The 21923-nt window shown below is 42.5% G+C and carries 20 protein-coding genes; 1 reads left to right on the top strand and 19 read right to left on the bottom strand.

The window, feature by feature from the left end; all coding sequences use genetic code 11:
* Positions 1-31: 31 nt before the first annotated feature.
* From fdhF to CKV74_RS03520, 13 genes are all read right to left on the bottom strand, one after another.
* Positions 32-2185, bottom strand: coding sequence for a formate dehydrogenase subunit alpha (gene fdhF, locus CKV74_RS03580; protein ID WP_094188644.1), 2154 nt, complete (start codon positions 2183-2185; stop codon positions 32-34).
* Between the two features lie 188 nt (positions 2186-2373).
* Positions 2374-3291: a mechanosensitive ion channel family protein gene (locus tag CKV74_RS03575; protein ID WP_007242381.1), complete on the bottom strand. Its 918-nt coding sequence runs from the start codon at positions 3289-3291 to the stop codon at positions 2374-2376.
* Between the two features lie 204 nt (positions 3292-3495).
* Entirely contained in the window at positions 3496-3957 is a 462-nt protein-coding gene (gene hycI / locus CKV74_RS03570; RefSeq protein ID WP_007242484.1) for a hydrogenase maturation peptidase HycI, read from the bottom strand.
* On the bottom strand, positions 3947-4351 hold the full coding sequence (locus CKV74_RS03565) for a formate hydrogenlyase maturation HycH family protein (protein ID WP_007242306.1): 405 nt from the start codon (positions 4349-4351) through the stop codon (positions 3947-3949). Before CKV74_RS03565 ends, hycI begins: the two co-directional genes overlap by 11 nt.
* Positions 4352-4359: 8 nt before the next feature.
* Positions 4360-5136 (bottom strand): NADH-quinone oxidoreductase subunit B family protein, encoded by a 777-nt coding sequence (locus tag CKV74_RS03560; RefSeq protein ID WP_007242434.1) that lies wholly within the window; start codon positions 5134-5136, stop codon positions 4360-4362.
* Positions 5136-5792 carry a formate hydrogenlyase complex iron-sulfur subunit gene (locus tag CKV74_RS03555; RefSeq protein WP_007242277.1) on the bottom strand — a complete coding sequence of 219 codons (657 nt, stop codon included), beginning with the start codon at positions 5790-5792 and terminating at the stop codon, positions 5136-5138. The genes CKV74_RS03560 and CKV74_RS03555 overlap by 1 nt, the downstream gene beginning before the upstream one ends.
* Before the next feature lie 10 nt (positions 5793-5802).
* Positions 5803-7533 carry a hydrogenase large subunit gene (locus CKV74_RS03550; RefSeq protein WP_007242420.1) on the bottom strand — a complete coding sequence of 577 codons (1731 nt, stop codon included), beginning with the start codon at positions 7531-7533 and terminating at the stop codon, positions 5803-5805.
* 22 nt (positions 7534-7555) lie between these two features.
* Entirely contained in the window at positions 7556-9094 is a 1539-nt protein-coding gene (locus CKV74_RS03545; RefSeq protein WP_007242488.1) for a hydrogenase 4 subunit F, read from the bottom strand.
* Positions 9095-9098: 4 nt separating this feature from the next.
* The gene (gene hyfE, locus CKV74_RS03540) at positions 9099-9737 is read right to left on the bottom strand and encodes a hydrogenase 4 membrane subunit (protein WP_007242369.1); all 639 of its coding nucleotides are present in this window, start codon (positions 9735-9737) and stop codon (positions 9099-9101) included.
* A gap of 10 nt (positions 9738-9747) precedes the next feature.
* Positions 9748-11184 (bottom strand): hydrogenase 4 subunit D, encoded by a 1437-nt coding sequence (locus CKV74_RS03535; protein ID WP_007242465.1) that lies wholly within the window; start codon positions 11182-11184, stop codon positions 9748-9750.
* Between the two features lie 12 nt (positions 11185-11196).
* Positions 11197-12159, bottom strand: a complete 963-nt coding sequence (locus CKV74_RS03530; protein WP_039847812.1) for a respiratory chain complex I subunit 1 family protein — start codon at positions 12157-12159, stop codon at positions 11197-11199.
* 10 nt (positions 12160-12169) lie between these two features.
* Positions 12170-14188 (bottom strand): hydrogenase 4 subunit B, encoded by a 2019-nt coding sequence (hyfB, locus tag CKV74_RS03525; RefSeq protein ID WP_408607451.1) that lies wholly within the window; start codon positions 14186-14188, stop codon positions 12170-12172.
* A gap of 26 nt (positions 14189-14214) precedes the next feature.
* Complete coding sequence (locus tag CKV74_RS03520; protein ID WP_007242385.1) at positions 14215-14814, bottom strand: 4Fe-4S dicluster domain-containing protein; 600 nt, start codon at positions 14812-14814, stop codon at positions 14215-14217.
* A 337-nt stretch (positions 14815-15151) separates the two neighbouring features.
* Here CKV74_RS03520 and hypF point away from each other — a divergent pair, with 337 nt between their 5' ends.
* Positions 15152-17440: a carbamoyltransferase HypF gene (gene hypF / locus CKV74_RS03515; protein ID WP_095176749.1), complete on the top strand. Its 2289-nt coding sequence runs from the start codon at positions 15152-15154 to the stop codon at positions 17438-17440.
* A gap of 223 nt (positions 17441-17663) precedes the next feature.
* Here hypF and nfuA read toward each other — a convergent pair whose 3' ends face one another.
* From nfuA to CKV74_RS03485, 6 genes are all read right to left on the bottom strand, one after another.
* The gene (nfuA, locus tag CKV74_RS03510) at positions 17664-18248 is read right to left on the bottom strand and encodes a Fe-S biogenesis protein NfuA (protein ID WP_007242387.1); all 585 of its coding nucleotides are present in this window, start codon (positions 18246-18248) and stop codon (positions 17664-17666) included.
* A gap of 77 nt (positions 18249-18325) precedes the next feature.
* Positions 18326-19021 (bottom strand): ComF family protein, encoded by a 696-nt coding sequence (locus tag CKV74_RS03505; RefSeq protein WP_007242316.1) that lies wholly within the window; start codon positions 19019-19021, stop codon positions 18326-18328.
* A 72-nt stretch (positions 19022-19093) separates the two neighbouring features.
* Positions 19094-20488: a type IV pilus secretin PilQ gene (locus CKV74_RS03500; RefSeq protein ID WP_408607456.1), complete on the bottom strand. Its 1395-nt coding sequence runs from the start codon at positions 20486-20488 to the stop codon at positions 19094-19096.
* Between the two features lie 36 nt (positions 20489-20524).
* On the bottom strand, positions 20525-20890 hold the full coding sequence (locus CKV74_RS03495; RefSeq protein ID WP_007242378.1) for a hypothetical protein: 366 nt from the start codon (positions 20888-20890) through the stop codon (positions 20525-20527).
* Positions 20887-21414 (bottom strand): hypothetical protein, encoded by a 528-nt coding sequence (locus CKV74_RS03490; protein WP_007242489.1) that lies wholly within the window; start codon positions 21412-21414, stop codon positions 20887-20889. The genes CKV74_RS03495 and CKV74_RS03490 overlap by 4 nt, the downstream gene beginning before the upstream one ends.
* Complete coding sequence (locus CKV74_RS03485) at positions 21411-21923, bottom strand: hypothetical protein (RefSeq protein ID WP_007242358.1); 513 nt, start codon at positions 21921-21923, stop codon at positions 21411-21413. The genes CKV74_RS03490 and CKV74_RS03485 overlap by 4 nt, the downstream gene beginning before the upstream one ends.

Below are 21923 nucleotides of genomic sequence, written 5' to 3'. Positions count from 1 at the left end.
GCATCTGCGGTCATTTTCTTTTATTGATGTATTACGCGGCAAGAGCCGTGTTTTTGAGGCGGGACTTGAGTTTAGCATACTCAGTAACAACATAATTTTCTGCCCAACGTTGGTCGTCGATTTTTTCAATGCGAACCGCACTATATTTGTATTCTGGTGTTCTCGATCCCGGATTCAAATGCTCAGCGGTAAGTTCATTACATTTACCGATCCACCATTGGTAGGTCATATAACAAGCCCCTTTGTTAGTGCGCGGACTTACATCAGCGCGGGAAATGACTTTACCACGTGAGGACGCAATCCACACCAACTCATTGTTTTTAATGCCCAATGCTTTGGCGTCTTCATCGTTCATTTGGACGAATCCAGGCTCATCTGCAAGGGCTGCCAGAGCTCGGCAGTTACCAGTCATTGAACGGCAGGAATAATGTCCCACTTCACGAACGGTAGAAAGAACCAATGGGAATTCTTCGGAAACTTCTTCCATCGGTGGTTCCCAATCGCAAGCGAAAAATTCCGCTTTACCATTTGGTCGGTCAAACACTTGTCCCTTATAAAGATATTGGGTGCCTTGATCTTCCGGACCTTCATCGGTACAAGGCCATTGAATATATCCAAGCCCTTCCATTTTTTCATAAGTTGCCCCTTTATAAATCGGACATAACTCACGAAGTTCATCCCAAATTTCTTTGGTATTGTTGTAATGCATTGGATAACCCAAGGCTTGCGCCATCAGGCTAATAATTTCCCAGTCATCCTTGACATCGCCCGTAGGTTCAACGGCTTTATAGAAACGTTGGAAACCACGGTCGGCCGCACTGTACACCCCTTCATGTTCAGCACAGGAGGTGGCCGGCAAAATCACATCTGCTTCTGCAGCGGTTTGCGTCATAAAAATATCTTGAACAATGATAAATTCCAAATCCTTGAAAGTTTGTTTCATCGCGTTCAAATCCGGTTCAGTTTGCAAGGTATCCTCACCCATGATGTAGAAGGCTTTTAGTTTACCTTCTGCCACCGCATGCGGTACCTCACTTAACGGAACACCCGGTTTGGTTGGGATTGACGGAACCCCCCAAGCTTTAGCAAATTTTGCATTAATTTCCGGATCTGCAAAACTTTGGTAGCCCGGTAAGGTGTTAAATAATGCCCCCATATCGCAAGCACCCTGTACGTTGTTTTGACCACGTACTGGATTTACACCAACATTCGGTTTACCTAAGTTGCCTGTCAACATTGCTAAACTGGCTAATGCACGAACGGTTTCCACCCCTTGGCGGAATTGACATACGCCCATCCCCCAAAGAATTGTTGCTGTTTCCGCTTTAGCATATGCCCGGGCAATTTCACGCAACATCTCCGGCTCGATACCGGTGATATGTTGGGTAGATTCCGGAGTATAAGCCTTCACGGTTTCATAGAACGCATCAAAGTTTTCGGTGTGTTCATCAATAAATTTTTGATCCTGTAAACCTTCTTCCAAAATCACATTCATCATAGCATTCAAAAATGCTACGTTAGAGCCGTTAGCCAACGGCGCATAAATGTCCGCAATGCGGGCAGTTTCGATTTTACGTGGATCACAAACAATAATTTTAGCCCCTTTGGCCTTCGCATGGTTAATCCGACGCGCCACTATTGGGTGCGAAGTTGATGCGTTATAGCCAAAAATAAATACGCATTTAGTATCTTCAATCTCCACGATGGAGTTTGACATTGCGCCATTACCCACTGATTTGAGCAGACCTGCTACAGATGGGCCATGTCACACACGAGCACAACAGTCAATATTGTTGTTACCTAACACCGCACGGGCAAATTTTTGCATCACGAAATTCACTTCATTGCCCGGCCCACGGGAAGAACCCGTTACCATAATGGATTCATTGCCGTATTTTTCGCGAATTTCTTGGAGACGGCGAGCTGAGTAAGAAATCGCTTCATCCCAACTTACCGGAGTGAATGGACCACCACGTTCATAACGAATCATCGGTTGCGTTAAACGCGGGGTTAGAATTTTAGTATCGTGGACGAAGTCCCAACCATAGTACCCTTTCAGGCAAAGCTCGCCTTCATTGGTTTTGCCGTGTGCACCTTCCGCTCCCACTATCTTGTTGTTTTCAACCAAAAGGTTGATTTTACAACCGGAGGCACAATACGGACATACAGTAATCACTTTCTTAATTGCCATAACGAATATCCTTATTTTTTAGAAATAGCAGAAAGATAACCTATCTATTCCGCGTTTAATGATACTCTCTTTGAGGTAGAAGAACGTACAAAATATAAGGATTTATTGATATAGGACAGGTTTTAACCAGATAAAAAACGGCCACATCCTAAAATGTGGCCGCTTATCAATAAAGTGCTCGGTTAAGAGGCTTTATGTGTTAATTTTTCTGCCTGATTTTCTGCAATATGTAAGCTCATTTGATTATATGGAATCTCGATTCCGGCCTTATCAAACTCAGTTTTCACACTTTCGGTGATCCCCCAATAAGCGGCCCAGTAGTCGCCGGTTTTCACCCAAGGGCGTACTATTAATTGCACGCTACTGGCCGCCAATGCGCCCACGGCAACTACCGCTTGAGGCTCTTTTAAAACCAAACTATTTTCAGCCAAAATACGCGTGATAATGTCCTTCGCTTCTTTCAAGTTGGATTCATAAGAAACATCAAAGGTGAAATCAATACGACGTAATTCATTGGCAGAATAATTCACAATACTGTCAGAGAATACCTTGCCATTAGGAATTAATACCGTTTTGTTATCACCAGTACGTAATTCCAATACCAAGAGTCCCATTTCCTCTACTGTGCCGGTTTGTCCACCGGTTTCAATTAAGTCCCCCTTGCGGAAGGGTTTGAAAATCAACAACATGACTCCGGCAGCAAAGTTTTGCAAAGAGTTTTGTAAAGATAAACCAATAGCCAATCCCGCTGCACCAATCAATGCCACCAAAGAGCTCGTATTAATGCCTAATTGCGATAATGCCGCAATCACTACAATTAATAATAATAAAAAATAGCTGATGGATTTTACGAAACTTTGCAACATTTCGTCTTTGGTCGAAGCTAACGCTGCCTTACCCAATAATTTACTAATTACTCGTGCTAAAGCTTTACCGACCACAAAAATCACTATTGCTAATAACACTTTGGAACCATAAGGAATCAACCAATCGTGAAGCATTGAATCAAAGGTCATATTGCTCACGGTATCCATTACTTTTGCCGCACTGGCTTGCACATCAATTTGCTCAGCGGTAGCTGAGGTATTTTCTGCCGACATTGTCTTTCCTCTATAAAATCATAAACCTGCGGTCTGCTACCGCCATCAAAAAGGCCGCCTACCTTGCGAGTAAGCGGCCTTTTGACAAATGAATTTGCTATTGGTTGCAGAATCCTATTTGGAATTTCGATTTTTAAATCAATACCAATAAAATCAATGACTTACACCTTGTTTTAGCAAAAACTTTTTTCTCTAAGGGGGCGTTTATAGCGGCGGAATTTCATCTAATGTTCGACCTTCACGTAAAAAATCATACAGAAACTGCACCGAGTCACGAACAGTTTCTGTCATAGGAAAGCCAAAAGAAACTAAATCCGGCTGGATACCAACAAACACAATCTCCGCAATATCTTCTTCTAATTGCTCAATCAAAAAATTTAATGGCATATTGTGAGTACTGACAAAAAATAACTCGGCAATAGCATCTTTATCAATGATCCGAATTTTTCCTGGAGGCAATTCCATGTCCGCTGCATCCACAATCAATAATCGCTTAGGCCTTAATTGACGAATTTGATGCGCCACATTTTCTGGAGCAGAACCACCATCAATCACTTCCCAATCCGACAATGGGTTCTCCGTAAGCAACTGATACAAATAAGGACCGGCTCCATCATCTCCCATCATGGAATTGCCTACGGTTAAAATTAAATTCTCAGTCGTCACGGCGCTTCACCATGATATACATCACGGGCTCCCGTTGAATGGAGGCCAAAGTATCCATCAAAATAGCAGCCCATTCTTTATGTGTTTCGGAAAATGCATCATGATTTTGTTCCAACGCCCGAGCTAATAAGTTTACATGGCTAGAATCAATCACAATTTCCCCAAACTTAATTAATCCCGCAAATTTGCGCTTTGCCTCCCCCTCGGGAAACTCATCCACAAAAGATTGGTAATCGGCATAATCACAGATCAGCAATTTCTTAAAACAGTCAATCACCCCCACATGATGGCCGATGGCCAAGGAATAATACATCACTTCCTTGGCCGCTTCGGGAACCTGGCTATCGTTTTCAACGAAACGTTGATTTAACAAATAAAAACACACTTTAGCCATGGTTTCTCCTAACCTGAAAACGGTTGGCTAATCGCATGCAGGCGATTCATAATTTCCGCCAAGCGAGGATCTGCCTCACGTTCCAACATTTCACCTAACCGTACACCAAAAGGAATACGATCGGTTTCACTCATCATACTCATAAATTTATTAGCAATATCACCACCTTGCCGATAACCGGCCATGCGACGAGCTTCTCGTTCCAAACAAACCCGTAAATCATGCGGAATCGTTGGAAAACGGACTTTCGCTGTCGCATCAGGATCTGCAGTTTCCTGTTTACCTTTTAGTTTTTGATCTAGAAGGCCTAACGCCATGGCAAAACCGTAAATTGTCGCAGCAGGCGTTGGCGGGCATCCAGGGATATAAACATCAATAGGTACGATTTGATCACTCCCGCCCCAAACGCAATAAAGGTCATGGAAAATACCTCCACCACAACCACAAGCACCATAGGAAATGCAAATTTTAGGATCCGGCGCAGCTTGGTACGCTCGCATTGCCGGTGTTCGCATCGCCCGTGTAACAGCACCGGTGAATAATAATATATCCGCATGACGGGGAGAGGCCACTACTTTGATACCAAAACGCTCTGCATCAAAAGTTGGCGTTATGGTACTAAATATTTCAATTTCACAGCCGTTGCAACCGCCACAGTCAACCCGATAAACATAAGCTGAACGCTGAATATCCTTCAACAGGGTCTGTTTCATTTTGGCGATATTTTCGTCAATACTGAAGGGCGTAGAAATGCCATTTACCGGCATTGGAATTTGCGTATTCATTATTTGCCTCCTGCCAAAAACTGCGAATTTTGCGACGCATTTTGCTCCATAAATTGCGTTTCACGTTGTTCGGTAAGTCGCTCAAAGTTCAGGTTTTTTGGTTCTTTAAACGCCAATAATTTCACCCGCATATGGGCTTCCATATCAGCTGTTTTATCTAAACTATTTTGTCGTTTACATTCAGGGCAGGTATGTAATACCTGAAGTTTTTGCTGAACTGCCTGCGGGTTGTCACTTTGCTGCTGAATTACCTCTATCGCGTAATTAAGTTCTTTATAAGAAGTAAACGGTTTGCCACATTGTTGGCAACTCACTGTTGCAAAGGTTGTTTCTTGGTAGAGATCCGCTTTATTCTTCACCGATAACTCAAAATCTTCGGTTAGACGAATCGCCTTAGTCGGACAAACCTCTTCGCAGCGACCGCAAAAAATACAGCGCCCCAAGAATAAAGACCAAGTCCGCTCCTCTGTTTCAACATTAGTGCGCATTGTTAATGCATTTGCCGGGCAGGCAATGGTACAAGCGCCACAAACAATACATTGGTCAGAATTTAACTCAGGTCTACCACGAAAATCCGGTTCCACTTCATAAGGTTTAAAAGGATATTTAGTGGTCACATCACCCGCTTTAAAAACGGTTTTCAATAACTTAAACATAACCCCCTCCTTATTTTAGTGGTGAATTTTTACGTTCAATTCCGTAGCGTTCAATATCCTTATAAGCTACGGTTTGTGCTTTACGTTTACGCACATCCACCACTGTCACCCGGTCGGTACAGGAGTAGCATGGGTCTAAACTACCAATAATCAACGGTGCATCGGATACTGTATTGCCACGTAACATATAACGTAAAGCCGGCCAATTTGCATAGGTTGCCGCACGACAACGCCAGCGGAATAGTTTTTGATTATCCCCCAACATTGACCAGTGAATATCTTCACCACGTGGAGCTTCGGTAATCCCTAAAGCAAAACGCCCCGGTGTAAAATGATGACCTTCTTTAAGCAATTCACCACTTGGTAAGTTATCCACCATATAGTCAATGATATTCATTGCTTCAAAGATTTCATTGATGCGCACTTTAACCCGTGAAATAACATCACAACCTTGCTCAGTAAATAGATTAAAAGGAACATCACCATAACCTGAGAACGGATGAACCTTGCGAACATCCCGGGCAAAACCAGAACCACGAACCATCGGTCCTACCGGACTAAAATCACGAGCGACCTGGCGGTCTAAAATCCCAACCCCAACGGTCCGCTGCTCCATATTTGGTGTAGAAAGCAAAATTTCTACTAAATTGGTCACTTCAGTTCGCATTTCACTGATAAGTTTACGACATTGTTCCCGCTGATATTTCAACATATCGCGGCGAACTCCTCCAATCAGATTAATCCCATAGGTTTTTCGAGCACCAGTGAGTACTTCGGCAAGAGTCATGGATTTTTCCCGCACACGGAAAAATTGCATAAAGCCCGTATCAAAACCAGTAAAGTGACTAGATAATCCAAGATTTAACAAATGACTGTGTAGGCGTTCTACTTCCAGTAAAATTGCTCGAATCCATTGTGCTCGGATAGGAACTTCAATTCCTAAAGCATTCTCTACCGAATTGGCATACGCCACGCTATGCGTAAAACCACAAATACCACAAACCCGGTCAGCTAAGAAAGTGACCTGATCATAGTCCATACGAACTTCCGCTAATTTTTCCATACCACGATGAACATAAAATAGACGGTAATCCGCATCGATAATATCTTCACCATCAACAAATAAACGGAAATGCCCTGGTTCATCTGAAGTAATGTGTAATGGCCCAATTGGTACAACCCGTGCGTCACCTTTATCATTCACAAACTGATAGGTTTCAGTGGCGGTTGTCGGATCTGGGCGAAGTCGGTAGTCCATTGAATCTTTTCGTAATGGATAAAGATCATCAGGCCAGTCATCCGGTAATACTAAACGGCGCTGATCCGGCAAACCGACGGCTTTCAATCCATACATATCAAAGAGCTCACGTTCCCCCCATACAGCAGCTTTCACTTTCGGAGTTACCGATGGGAATTCCAGACTAACCGGATCCACTAATGCTTTGATAGTCACAAAGGATTTAACCTCACCTTCCATGGAGAGGACATAATAAACTGCATAATGTCCATTAATAGAGCGCTCATCATTACCAAATACTAATGGCAACCAACCTTCGTGCTCATAATAAAGATAAGACACCACATCCGGTAACATATTAGTTTTAATGGTCAATGTAACCTGATTAGTTGTTGACCATTCTTCATCCAGAATTGTGTTCGGAAATTTTATATTTACTGCATCAATATAATTCGTACCTACCCTTTTGGCAGGATCGACTGACGTGTTTTTTGTTAATTCCATTTTTGATTCTCCTAAAAGTCGATCAATTCGCTATACTTTGCCAAGGTAAAACCAGCATATCGCCAAAGGATGCTTGTTCCACGCCCAATACAATCCCGACCCCATTTTTCAATAATTCTAAGATCGGATCAGCAATATAAACACCCATCATGAAGAGTAATAACAAATAGATAGCCAATACGGTTACAGATGATTTATTTATTTCGCCTAATTCAATATTTTCTTTAGGTTTACCTAATACGGTTTTCAACAACATCGTTGTTAATCCTGCCAAAGCTATGGTTAAGAAAATTAAACATAGGATAATCAACCAAGTCTTACCTGCATAAATACCTGCGACTGCTATCGCAAACTCACTGGTAAACATACCAAATGGAGGCATCCCACCAAGAGCTAAAGCACCTCCAGCAAATAAAACTGCAGTTATCGGCATCGAAACCCAAAGTCCACTAACTTGAGTGATATCACGACTACGATATTTCAGTAAGATATTTCCTGATGCACAGAATAATAAAGCTTTAGCCAAACTATGCGTAATAGTGTGCAATAGCCCTGCAAATGCACCAATTGGACCGCCGAGACCGAATGCAAAGCTAATTAACCCCATATTTTCAATACTGTGATAGGCTAATTTGCGTTTAATATCATGCTGCATAATGATAAAGAAGGAAGCAATACCCGTTGAAAGTAAACCAAAGGTAAGTAACAAAGTTTGTGGATAATCACTACCAACGGCTTTTGATACCAAAATGTAATAACGTAGTACAATTAACATCGCGCAATTTAACAATACTGCTGAAAGTATTGCACTCACTGGACTTGGAGCCTCACTATGAGCATCCGGTAGCCAAGTATGCATTGGGAACAAACCACATTTAGTACCAAAACCAACCAAGATAAAAGCAAATGCGATATACATTAACATCGGATTCAAACCCGCTGCCTGACTATTAAGGAATGACCAGAAAATGGCATCACCCGCATCAGCTAACAAATTTGCGCCACCAGAAAATGTCAATATCGTACCGTACAAACCAAAAGCAACACCGACCGAACAAATAACAATATACTTCCAGGCAGCCTCCAAAGCAGTTTTTTGTTTATAAGTGCCAACTAAAAACGCAGAACTCAACGTTGTTGCTTCAATGGCAGCCCACATCAAAATAATGTTATTGGTCATCACCGATAACAACATGGTAAAAAAGAACAAATGTAAAAAACCGTGGTATCGACCAAAAGTTTTAAAATCAATATGTCCTTCTTTTAGTTCTGTATTCATGTAGCCTATTGAATACACTCCAGCCAAAGTCCCCACAATAGCAATTAAGCCAAGGAAGATGGCTGACAAACTATCCACATAAAACCAGTGATTTAGAGCCTCTATGGTATTCTGAGCCAGTACACCACGAATAACTTGTAGAGCAAAAATCACCATTAAAACCAGACCTGTCACATGCAATGCGGTAATCAAATTCCGATTTTTTGATCCGCTAACCGCAAAATTAATTAATGCGACAGCTAAAGGTGCGATTAATAACGCAATAATCCATTGTTCATACATAGCGTTACCCCTTCAAACTCATTAATTCTTTAGCATCAACACTTTGGAATGTCCGGTAAATTTTATTCACCAACACAACCATAATGATAACAGCAAACACCGCATCCGTTGCGATACCGATCTCCACCAACTCAGGAGCATTATTAGCCAATAAAGCTAAAGTTAAGTGCGAACCATTTTCCATTAGACAATAACCAAAAATCTGTTTAATGATATTACGCTGACTCACAATGCATAGCACCCCTAATAAGAAGTGGCTAAGAGAAACTGATAATGCTGGTTTCAAATGCTCTACTAATGGTAGATTCACCGGTTGCACAACAAAGTAGCAGAGACAAACAATAATTGCCGTAATCGGGATTAACCAAGCATTATTAATGCCTTTTGCCACTTTCGATTCATCGATATAACGCAAGCTATAAATTAAGATTGCCGGTACCAAAATAACTTTGGTAATAAAAGCTCCGACTGACCACATATAAAGCTCATGAGCATCCATCTCATAGGCAAGGGCAACAAAAAGTCCAACCAGCACAAGAGATTGCAGCGCATAAAATGATGCTGCTTTTTTCGCCGTACCAACCATAATCACGCACAAGGATGTAATTAGGAGTAAGCAGGCAAGTCCATTTATGAATAACATTTTTTTCTCCTTAACCTAACCACCATGAGGCAATAAAGGCCGACACCACAGACATGATCATCAAAATAATCAACACTAATTTCATTGAGAAAGTGATTGGTTGAGCATTTAACACATCGTCAGAAGGTTGTCCGATAACGCATTGGCCAAATTTGTATAAAAGCCACACAAAAGTTGCTACAGATTCGACCAATGCCAATATCATCAACCAAGTAATCCAAGGATAGGTATTTGCCAACTCAAATCCCGCGGCAAACAATGGGAACTTACTAAAGAAACCATTAAATGGTGGAACCCCAGCAATCGCAAGCGCGGCAATACCAAATCCTGTTCCGATTAACGGCATAGTTTTCATAATACCCTGCAAGCGTGGCATAGAACGGGTTCCAGTTGCATAACTTAATGCACCAGCGATTAAGAAGAAGAGACTTTTTGCAAAAGCATGGTTAAAGATATACGCAATTGCGGCAATCAATGCTAATTTGGAACCTAGTGCAGCTAACGAAATACCAATAAAGATATAGGAAAGCTGGGTGATGGTCGAATAAGCTAATAACCGTTTTAAATCGGTTTGTGGCAAGTACATCAAAAAACCATAAATTAAGGTAATCATTGCCATAATAATGCCAACCTCACCAACAATGTGCGGAATATCACCAGCTGACATAACTGCACGGGCAAAGATGTACACCCCAACCTTAACCATTGAAGCCGCATGCAAATAGGCACTCACCGGTGTAGGCGCTTCCATTGCATTTGGTAGCCAAATTTGCATCGGTAACTGAGCAGATTTGCCCCATGCAGCAAACATCACACCAAATAGAACTAATACTTTAGCATCTGCTGGTAATGTTTCTAATGCTGTCACAGAGAAAGTACCGGATTGGCTAAATAAATAAGCCGCAGCAAAGTACAAACCAATAGAACCAACATGAGTAATAAGCAGGGCCTTCATTGCTGCAGCTTGTGCTTTAGGGGTTTGGTAATAACTAATCAATGCCCAAGAACAAGCACCAGTAATTTCGAAGAAAAGTAATTGTCCAGCCAATGTAGAGGAATAGACTAATCCCGCCATCGCACCGATAAAAATCAGTAAAAAGGCATAAAAACGAGGCTTACCATTATGCGGATGCTCACGGTTTTTATCCGTTAAATACCCACACGAATAGAGACAAATGAGAAAACCAAGTGCAACCACCGCAAAGGCAATCAACGTACTCACTGCATCCAATGTAATTCCAAAGATTGCCGTATTTCCCACTTGAACTAAGTCATAACTGATTACCGAATTTCCACTTACATGCCAAGACCAACCAACTGCAATAGTTCCAAGCATAGCAAGAGCAGCAAAGAGGACTGCAATTGGTGCGAAATGGCGTTTACTCAATCCTGTAACAAAAGCCCCAACAAAAGGGAGTATGATTGTAATTAGTGCTAAATTGTCCATAATTTCAACTCCTTACAATCCTGCAATATAAAATACGAAAGCCAGTACAGAAATCCCGAAGCCAACCACAGTTAATTTACCAGTCAGCATGAAACGGGTTCTTGCGAGAGTATTCTCAAATATACAAGCTAATACAAAAGCAATTACTAACTTAACAAAGAAGATTGCTAAACCGGCCAAAACAGTAGTTGTGGATAATGAGTCTGCAGCGCCAAACGGAATTAACACGCTAACAAAAATTGCAGCCACTACTATTGATTTCAAACTGAGCCCCATTTTTAATAGAGCTAATGCCGGTCCAGAATACTCAGTCAACGGACCTTCTTGTAATTCTTGCTCTGCTTCGGCTAAATCAAACGGAATTTTCCCCATTTCAATAAAGACAGCAAAACCAGCAGCTACAACGGCAACAATTGTTGCTATTGGATATAGCTCATACATTTCAGACAATCGACTTCCCATAACAGCAAAATTTGTTGAACCCGCAATTAAAGCAATAACCAAAAATGCCAACATTAAAATAGGTTCAACCAAGACACCTAAAGTCACTTCACGGCTAGCGCCTAAACCAGAGAATGTACTGTTTGAGTCCAAACCAGCAATAGAGAAGAAAAAGCGATAAAGCGCCAATAAATATACGACTGTAATCAAATCGCTTGCGGCACCTAAAGGTGCTATACGAGTAAACAGTGGCAAACTCATTGCTACCACCATTACACTACTGATTAGCACAAAAGGCATAACTCTAGATACCCAACTTGCATTCTCCGGTAACACATTTTGCCGTTTCAACAATTTGCTGATATCACGATAATCTTGTAACACCCCTGGGCCCCGTCTAGATTGAATTCGAGCTCGAATCATCCGGGATATTCCAGAAAATAATGGAGCCAACAACAGCAAGAGTACCGCTTGTAGCAAACCAAGCAGCCACATTGAACTGGAGGTGGCAACTTCTGAAGGTAATGTAATCATTTCAAGCCCCCTACATCCATGCAATTGCGAGCAATAAAGCAAACAAAGCGATTACAAAATATCCGCAATACACACGGAAATCCCCTTGTTGCAACCATTGAATTTTCGTACCCAACCAAGGGATAAAGCGAGCAATTGGCATCGTGACTCGTTCTTCCCAGAATGGCTCGGCTTTTGTTGCGCCATTAATTAATCCTTCAATACCTTTATGACTCAAAGGTGCAGGATCAAGAACTTGGCGAATACGATACAACGGTCTAAAAATAATCCGCAATGGTTTAGTAAAGCTACCGGCAGAAGCCGCCATATCTCCCTCAAACGCATAGCCACACGCCCAAGGGTTTCCTTTACTCCGATCGGCCAAACGATTTTTACCCGTAATAGCATAAATTGCGAAAGGAACTAAGAAGAAAGCGACTAGCATAATAGTAACCATAGGGGTGGACAGCATAGTTTGAGCCGGAGTTTGAGCAACCACTACCCCATTTTCAGCTAACACTAATGTTTCACTATGAGAAAGATTTGCAGCAATCTGGCTGATCACCGGAGTAATCCACGATGCGCCTACACCTAGCACAATACAGCTTAAAGCTAACAAAGCCATAGCCCAAACCATAACCTTTGGCACTTCTCTTGCTGCAGCAGCCTTAGCACTACGTGGTGCACCACCAAAGCTAATACCATACACTTTGACAAAACAAAGTGCTGCCAATGCCCCTGTTAATGCCAACATAATTATCGCTATTGGGCCTACGAATTTAAGTATCGGATCAGAACTTTGGCTTAAAGTGAAAAGTGATTGATAGGTAAACCACTCACTCACAAAACCATTAAATGGTGGTAATGCGGAAATAGCCATCGTACCAATTAAAAAGGTTAACGCTGTATAAGGCATTAGTTTGCCCAATCCGCCCATTAGATCCATATCTTTGGTATGTAAACGGTACATAATAGAACCGGCACCTAAGAAAAGTAACCCTTTAAAGATAGCGTGGTTTAATAGGTGATATAGTCCCCCCAATAAACCAACCGTAGCCAAAATTGGATGATTAGTTGCAATACCAATCATTCCAACGCCAACCCCCATCATGATAATGCCGACATTTTCAACGGTGTGATAAGCTAATAATTTTTTAATATCGTGTTCAGCAAGGGCATATAACACCCCCAAAACTGAAGATACCGCGCCAAAGCCCAGCACAATTACACCAAACCAGAGGTTCTCAGCATTTAAGAGATCAATACCGACTTTAATAATCCCAAAGATCCCAATTTTAACCATGACCCCCGACATCATCGCTGATGCATGAGAAGGTGCAGCTGGGTGAGCTTTTGGTAACCAACCATGAAGCGGTATCATCCCCGCCTTAGCTCCAAATCCTAAGAATGCCAAGATAAATACTGTAAATGCCAACGGTTGGGAAAGTGTGGTCTGACGGAATGCGGCAAACTCAAAGCTACCTGCATAGCAATAGAAAATGAAAAAGGCGATCATAATTAACACCGAACCAGCATGGGCAATAAAGAAATACAAAAGCCCCGCATTAACGGCATTATCATCTTGTTCCGTAAGAACTAAGAAATAAGATGCCAACGACATCATTTCAAAAAAAACTAAAAAGTAAAAAGCATTATCGCAAGTCACTAAAGCGACCATTGATGCGATAAAAATATTCATGAAAAATCCCATCGTTCCCGCTCCTTTGCCTTTATATTCGGCAACATAAGCAAAGGAATACAACGATGTAATGATCGTCAATAGGGAAATTACCAACACCATAAATGCAGCCAATCCATCCATACGAACTGAGAATTGGGCAAAATCAAAAGGTGTGGTAAAGGTTGCCAAGATAGGTTCACTGCCAATGAGTGCGGGAATACAGGCTAAAATGCCCAGCACACCGCCTAAAATGCCGCCGACACCTGCCAAATTAATTGACAGTTGCTCATTGCGTCTTACGCATAATGAAGCAAATGCAGCCACGACATAAATCAACAAAGCAGCGAATAACAAGGTTATCGAACTCATAATTCACTCCATTGATTAAACATCACTTAATGCGGAATAAGTGGAATATTTGTCATCGAATGTTCACGTTTTTCACGATTTGCTTTTTCAATGCTTTCATCACTGATTAAAAACAATGTTTTGGTCGGGCAAGTTTGCACACAAGCCGGCCCCTCCTTGCGGAAGTAACACAAATCGCATTTGACGGCGATGGCTTTCACTCCCGGCTGCCAAGCCAACATACTTGATACATCGGTGTTGTTTGGTGCTGTACGAATATCTCGAGTAACGGCATCCGCAAAAGTGAAATGTTCATAATACGTCGGCGCATCAATCGGGCTACTGCCATAAGGCGTAATCGCACCGAATGGACAAGCAATGGCACACAATTTACAGCCAATGCAGGTTCCTTCGTTGAGCTGAATCGTATTATTTTCATGGGTGATCGCGTGCACCGGGCAAACGGTGGCGCATGGAGAATCGTCACAATGACGACAGAGAATCGGTACAGTGATGTCATCGTTACGCATCACTTGTAGACGTGGAAATGACTGCAATCCGAAAGCCTTGTGGGTTTCACTGCAAGCTGCCATACAAGTATTGCAACCGATGCAATCTTTGGGATCGCCAATAACAAAACGGTTCATAATCTCTCCCTAGATAGTAAACGTTTAAATATAGTTTTGGGGGCGACTTCACCTAAGTACAGGCTCCCAAATAACCACTCCGATACTGAGGATACTCCTTCATAATTACCTCAACCAGGGTAGTTTTAATTTTTGTTGATTAAGATCATGGAAGAATTAAATATTTGGACGGATTTAGCTTTGTTTAAAAATATATTTAAATAATTAGTAACTTTCCTCTAAAATTATCTAATGTAAATATAAGACTTGTTATATTTATTTGAATTTAAAAGAAATTTTATTATTCCAATGAGTAACAAGATAAATTTAAACTTGATAATAATTATTATTTTAAATTATGCAAAACGGAATTGAATTAAGAATTAAAGGAAAGGTTCAAGGCGTTGGTTTTCGCCCTTTTGTTTGGTTATTAGCCAACCGCTTTAACTTATTTGGGGATGTCAATAATGATGGACAAGGCGTATTAGTCCGTTTTTATGCACCGGAAGAAAAAAAGCTCACGCAATTTCTACAAGCACTACAACAGGAATTACCACCGTTGGCAAAAATTACCGCGCTCAGCCAACGGCAAATTAGTGCATCAGACATTCCACATGATGAGTTTCTAATCCGTGAAAGTGAAAACAACGCTATGGATACCCAAATCGTCCCTGATGCTGCCACCTGTCCAGACTGTCTAAGGGAATTATTTGATCGCAATAACCGTCGCTATCACTACCCTTTCATTAACTGCACCCATTGCGGTCCGCGTTTTACCATTATCAAAGCCATTCCTTATGATCGCCCAAATACATCCATGGCGGCATTTCCATTTTGTCCACAATGTAAAAACGAATACCAAAATCCCGCCGATCGTCGTTTCCATGCCCAACCCAATGCTTGCGCCGATTGTGGCCCGCATATTTGGCTAAGCGACCAAACACAAGTACTCAGCCAATACGATGAGGCGATTGAACAAGCTGCACAATTACTCAAAGATGGAAAAATTATTGCTATCAAAGGTATTGGCGGCTTTCATCTTGCAGTCGATGCAGGAAATGAACATGCCGTACACACATTGCGTCAACGCAAACATCGTCCTAGCAAACCCTTAGCCATAATGGTTCCTAATTTGGAATTTCTTACTGCTCTCAGCGAGGCCGAAATCCGTTTATTAAGCTCCCCAGCTGCCCCTATTGTTTTACTGGCAAAGGACAAAGTGCCACATGTTACTGAAGCTATCGCTCCGCGGCTGAATGAAATTGGCGTCATGTTACCTTCAAACCCGCTCCAACATCTGTTATTACATGCTGTGAATCGGCCATTAGTCATGACCTCCGCCAACCCTTCGGGGGAGCCACCAGTATTAAAAAATGAAGACGCACAAAGCAAATTAGCCGGATTGGCGGATAACTTCCTATTTCACAATCGAGACATATTGCAACGTGCTGATGATTCGCTAGTAAGGGCTGCCTTTGATGGCACCGAAACTCTTCGACGGGCTCGCGGTTATGTGCCCGATGAAACAGCGCTTGCGCAAGCGATTGAGAAACCTATATTAGCGTTGGGGGCCGATCTTAAAAATACCTTTTGCCTAGCTCGCAGCCAACGTGCAGTCGTCAGTCAGCACATCGGTGATACCAATAATGAACTAGTCAAAAAGCAATTAATTGATAATCTCGCACTTTTCCGCCAAATCTATCAATTTGCCCCGCAAGCCATCGCAGTTGACTGTCATGCCGGCTATTTTACCCACCAAAGTGGCCTTGCCTTGGCAGATGAGTTTCAAGTGCCCTATGTCGAAGTACTACATCACCATGCGCATATCGTTTCCGTTATGGCCGAACATAACTTACAAGGTCAAGTGATCGGTTTGGCTCTTGATGGCATCGGCATGGGAGAAAATCAGCAACTTTGGGGTGGTGAATGCCTTTTGGCGGATGATAAAACCTGTTATCACTTAGGTGGCTTGCCTGCGGTAGCCTTGCCGGGCGGAGATCGTGCGGCAGTAGAACCTTGGCGTAATTTTTTAGCACATTTGCAACAATTTGTACCCGATTGGCAAAATTGGATGACACGACGCGGCATCAACACCGATTGGCCACTACTGGCAAAAGCAATTGAACGAAAACTCAATTGCCCACCAATTTCCTCGGCCGGGCGACTATTTGATGCTGTTGCTTTTGCCTTAACATTGGCACCGCATAAACTTTCTTGGGAAGGGGAGGCAGCCTGTATTTTAGAAGCACAGGCCGCCCGCTCAAGCTTTGCCAGACAGCAGCTTGATAGCACCAATTTACCTGAACTCTTACGCAATATACGTATGCCGCTAAAAGGTAATCGGTTGGATTTAGCTGTCTTTTGGCAGGCATTTTTAACTGCCGAAGGAACACCTGAAGCGCTAGCATTCGCCTTCCACTACGCACTTGCCCAAGGATTAGCCGAATTGGCGCGCAATATGGCACAACAATATCAATGCGAACGCATCGTACTATCAGGCGGGGTTTGGCATAATCAGTTGCTACGCCGCCTGTGCAAGCAAGCTTTAGCTGACTTTCAAGTATTTAGCGCCCATGCATATCCAATGGGCGATGGTGGTTTAAGTTTGGGGCAAGCGGTGATCGCTGCAGCAAAATTACAGGCATAAATGCCCCTTGATTGCGATGAGCTTGCCAAAACAATACTCAATCAATTTTATTGAAATTTAATTAAAGTAGCGCTGAAACATTCTAATGATTTTAGCAATGGCAAATAAAAAACGCGGCATCGTTTGTCAGACTTTTACTTAAAATCAACCCTAAGTCATTGATTTTATTAGCACGCCTTTAAAACACCGCGTTTTTTTCTAAAATTGCTATTAGAGTTGTGAATTAATAATAGGAATGTTCTCCACGTTGATGTTCGGTTACATCGCGTGCGCCTTTCAATTCATTTGGAAACATGCTTACCAATTGTTTTTCCACGCCATCTTTGAGAGTCACATCCACCATAGAGCAACCATTACAACCACCACCAAATTGCAACACTGCATAGCCGTCCTCGGTTAAATCGATCAAAGTAATACGTCCACCATGGCTGGCTAATTGTGGATTAATTTGAGTTTGAATGACATATTCCACCCGTTCAATCAACGGTGCATCATCAGCCACTTTGCGCATTTTTGCATTTGGTGCTTTTAAGGTAAGCTGCGCCCCCAATTCCTCCGTGACATAATCAATTTCCGCGTCTTCCAAAAATGGTAAGCTGACATCGTCCACAAATGCGGAAAAAGTATCGTATTTCATTTCCACATCATTGGCTTCCACCGCATTCGGCGGACAATAAGAAACGCCGCACTCGGCATTTGGCGTCCCCGGATTCACAACAAAAACTCGAATATTAGTTCCTTCTTCCTGAGTGTCTAAGAGTTTCCGAAAATGTGCTTGAGCCGCTGCTGAAATTGAAATATTTTGCATAAATTCCCTTCTTCTTTACTTGATAAAAATTGTCGGAGATGATACTCCTCTGGCCAACAAAATACCAATCTTTTCCGCTAAGCCCGCGCCAATCCCCACACTTGAATATGCTGTACCCCCGCCTGACGCAACAATTGGCTCAAGGAATTTAAAGTAGCTCCCGTAGTAATCACATCATCAATTAAAGCTACGCGTTGATACGGAAACGACATTTTTTCATTCAGAGCAAAAGCATCGGTGACATTATGCGCTCGTTCACCCGGCGTTAAGCCGCGCTGGGTCGGAGTATTTTTCACCCGCTGCACAATTTGTCCGGCATTTGGTAACGCTAATTTTTTTGCCAGCCAATTCGTCAATAAATCCGCTTGGTTATAACCGCGTTGCCATTGTCGCCAATGATGCAGAGGTACAGGGATTAACGCTTCTGGCAAGAGCAAGCCATGCTTCGCGCGCGCTTCGCGTACCGCCAAATAAAGCAGACGTGCTAACGTTCCATCTAACCAAAATTGATGCTGAAATTTAAAACGATGAATCAGTGTCGAAAGCGGCTCCAAATAACGTCCCGCCACCACCATTTGCTCCCATGCCGGAGGTGCCGCCAAACAATGACCGCAGCCCATTGCCGGTTTACTCAAGGGCGCTCCACAGCGCCCACAATAATCGGGCGCAACGATTGTTCGGCGACAGCGACAACAAAGTCCATGGGCACCAAAATACAAAGGTTGGCCACAATGCACGCAACTAAACTGCCAAAAAGATGGAGAAAACTGCATTTTTACTCAACCATAATAAAATCAATAACTTAGACGCGTTTTCCAGAAAAACTTTGCAAATCATAGGGGCGTTTATTGCGATTTCTTTTGCTTGCCAGGATGAAATCCTGCCGGCAAGGGGCCTGGAGTGAGAATATGCGGAGTGACAAAAATCACCAATTCCCTTTTTTGATGACGTTCGCTTTGTCGGCTAAACAATCGTTTTATCCCAGGAATATCTCCCAACAACGGCACCTTGTCTTCGCCCTTACTGATGGTGTCATGAAATACTCCGCCCAGCACAATAGTTTCACCATTTTTAGCAAACACTTGCGTATTAATTTCCTGTTTATCAATTGAGACAACTTCACTATTTTGTCCGTAAGAAACCCGATTCCCTGGTGAGTTTTGACTAACCAATAAATCCAACAAAATTGTATTATCCTTGGATATATGAGGTGTCACTTCAAGCCCAAGTACAGCTTCGCGAAACTCTACCGACTGCGTATCATTACGCCCATTAGTAACCACATAAGGAATTTCGGTTCCTTGCTTGATACTGGCACTCTTTTTATTAGTTGTGAGCAAACGTGGACTAGCGATGATTTCCACATTATTTTCACGCTCTAAAGCGGTTAATTCCAAATCCAATAGGCGGCCATTAATTTTCGCCACCTGCAACGCAACGGAACCGGCCGGATTAATCGCTCCGGCAAAATTGATATTTAGCTGATTAGCAATATCGTTGAAACCATTGGCAGCCAAACTGCCCGAAACTCGATGTGACTCTGCCGCAGGATTAAAGATCCCCCAGCGCACTCCCAATTCTTTCAGGCTTTCATCGGTAATCGTAACAATGCGGGCCTCTATCGCAATTTGTTCGATGGGCTTATCCAGTTCGGCAACTAATTTTTTAATATTTCTTAAGGAACGCGCATCATCCTGAATTAATAGCAGATTACTGCGTTCATCAAAACTTACTGCACCATTCGCTGAAAGCAGGCTACCACTACCTCCGGTAAGAGTTTTCAGAACATCCTGCGCTTTCGCAAAATGTAATTTGATTGTGGCATGTTGCAAATTGGGTTCCACCGCTACAGAAGTTCCAGCTATATCCGCAGGTTCGAGCGTATTGGGTGTACTCATTTGTCCGGCATATTTTTCATTTTCCGATAATTTGCCGAGATAGTAGATGCCGTTTTCTTGATGAAAGGAAAGACCTTTAATTTTGGCAGTTGCACGTAATAGACGATCCACATCCACATTATCCAACTGCAGGGATAAATTGCCTTCTAGCTCATCATCAATTAACAAATTGATATTTTGCGTTAGTGCCAGCTGCTGTAATGTCGCCACTAATGGCGCCTGTTTAAGACGAACCGAAAACACCGAATTCTCATCGGCGGCAAGCTGAGTACTGCATAACAGCACTAATCCCCCTAATAAGGCACGATATATGCATTTTCCTAGCCTATGCGCCCTCGCTATACCAAAAGAAACCTGTCCCTGTTTCATTGTTACTCCTTAGAAACGCACGCTTTGAGAAACTTGTCGTCCACAAATATCATCAAAAATGAGCTCACGCTTATCGAGCTTTCCTAGACGATATCCCTCCAATCCCACACGTTCACCGATTTTGAGATTGAATAATTGTCCCTGAGTATCTACAAAATAGGCTTCCGGCATCGTTTTATAGAGTACCGCTCCAACCACCTTTAGTTGGTTAAAAGGAATATTTCCTGCAACCGTCCCCTCAGTTAAAGCACATGCACCATTTTGATTTGAGACAACCGTTGTTGCACTCGTCGAAGTACCTTGACGATAGAAAGGATCTGCTGCCCAAAGCGAGCCTGTGAACAGGCATATTGGTAATAAATACAAAATTTTCATTGCAACTCCTTATGCAAACGGAAAATTAATTCAGCCCGAATGAAAGCAGCAGAATCAGCTGCTTTTTGCAAATGTAACTGTTCTAATCGCAGTTGTTGGCGGTTGTTTAGTAGCTTGTCGATAAAATGCTGAAACTCGTTAAATCCACCAACTAAAGAGAGATGTAGACGGGGTGTAGCCAGAAATTCCCAACGTAAATCCATCACATCTAATTGCCCGCGCAATTGCTCAATTTGTTGATTGATCGGTAAGAGCTGATTCGCCAACTGTGGGGACGTTTGATTAACGGTACTTTGCTGTCGAAGCGCTATTACAATGCGTTGCTGACGATTTAACTCCTCATTTAATCGTTGCTGTTCCTGCATCAAGGCTATCTTCGCTGTATGCAACAGATAAAATTGTTGTAACGGAATAGCAATAACCAGTAACACTAGCATCACCTCAAACAAACGGTGCCAATACCAAGCACTACGTAACCAACGTCCCAGCCAATGATGGTAGTCGTTAAGCCAATTCCAACTCATTTATTCTCCCCATCACAGGCCGTCTGTAGCCGAAATGCAATGTTCGTTGCTTCATTTTGTAATTGAGATAAATTCACTGCTCCGCAACGCTGTTGTAAAAACTGATGTAATTCGGCAAATGCATTTTGTGAATCAATATTCCCTGCCATATCCAATTGTTCGGAATCCAATCGAACCTCGGTTAATTCACCTTGTAGCAAAGGCAGTTCATGTAACAGCTGCAATCTTGCAATGGCCTTCGCAGAAGCCAGCGTTAGCCCATCACTTTGCGGTAATAGTGTGCGACGTTGTTGGCTAATTTCCATTTCCTGTTTTATCAATTGTTGATTTAAAAGGGTTAGTTGTTCCTGCTGTTCTGCTAAATACTGCCTTTGCTGTTGATTGATCTGCTCAAGTCCCCAATATCCGCCTAGTGCACACAAGAACAACAGCAACAGACGTAGTAAAAAATATTTTAATGCCCGCCGATATTGCACCTGCCGCCAAGGAAACAAATTTATTCCCTGCAT

The organism is Haemophilus pittmaniae, assembly GCF_900186995.1.
Taxonomy (GTDB): Bacteria; Pseudomonadota; Gammaproteobacteria; order Enterobacterales; family Pasteurellaceae; genus Haemophilus_D; species Haemophilus_D pittmaniae.
Note: the sequence above shows the minus strand (reverse complement) of the source record. Positions and strands in the feature narration are given on the sequence as shown.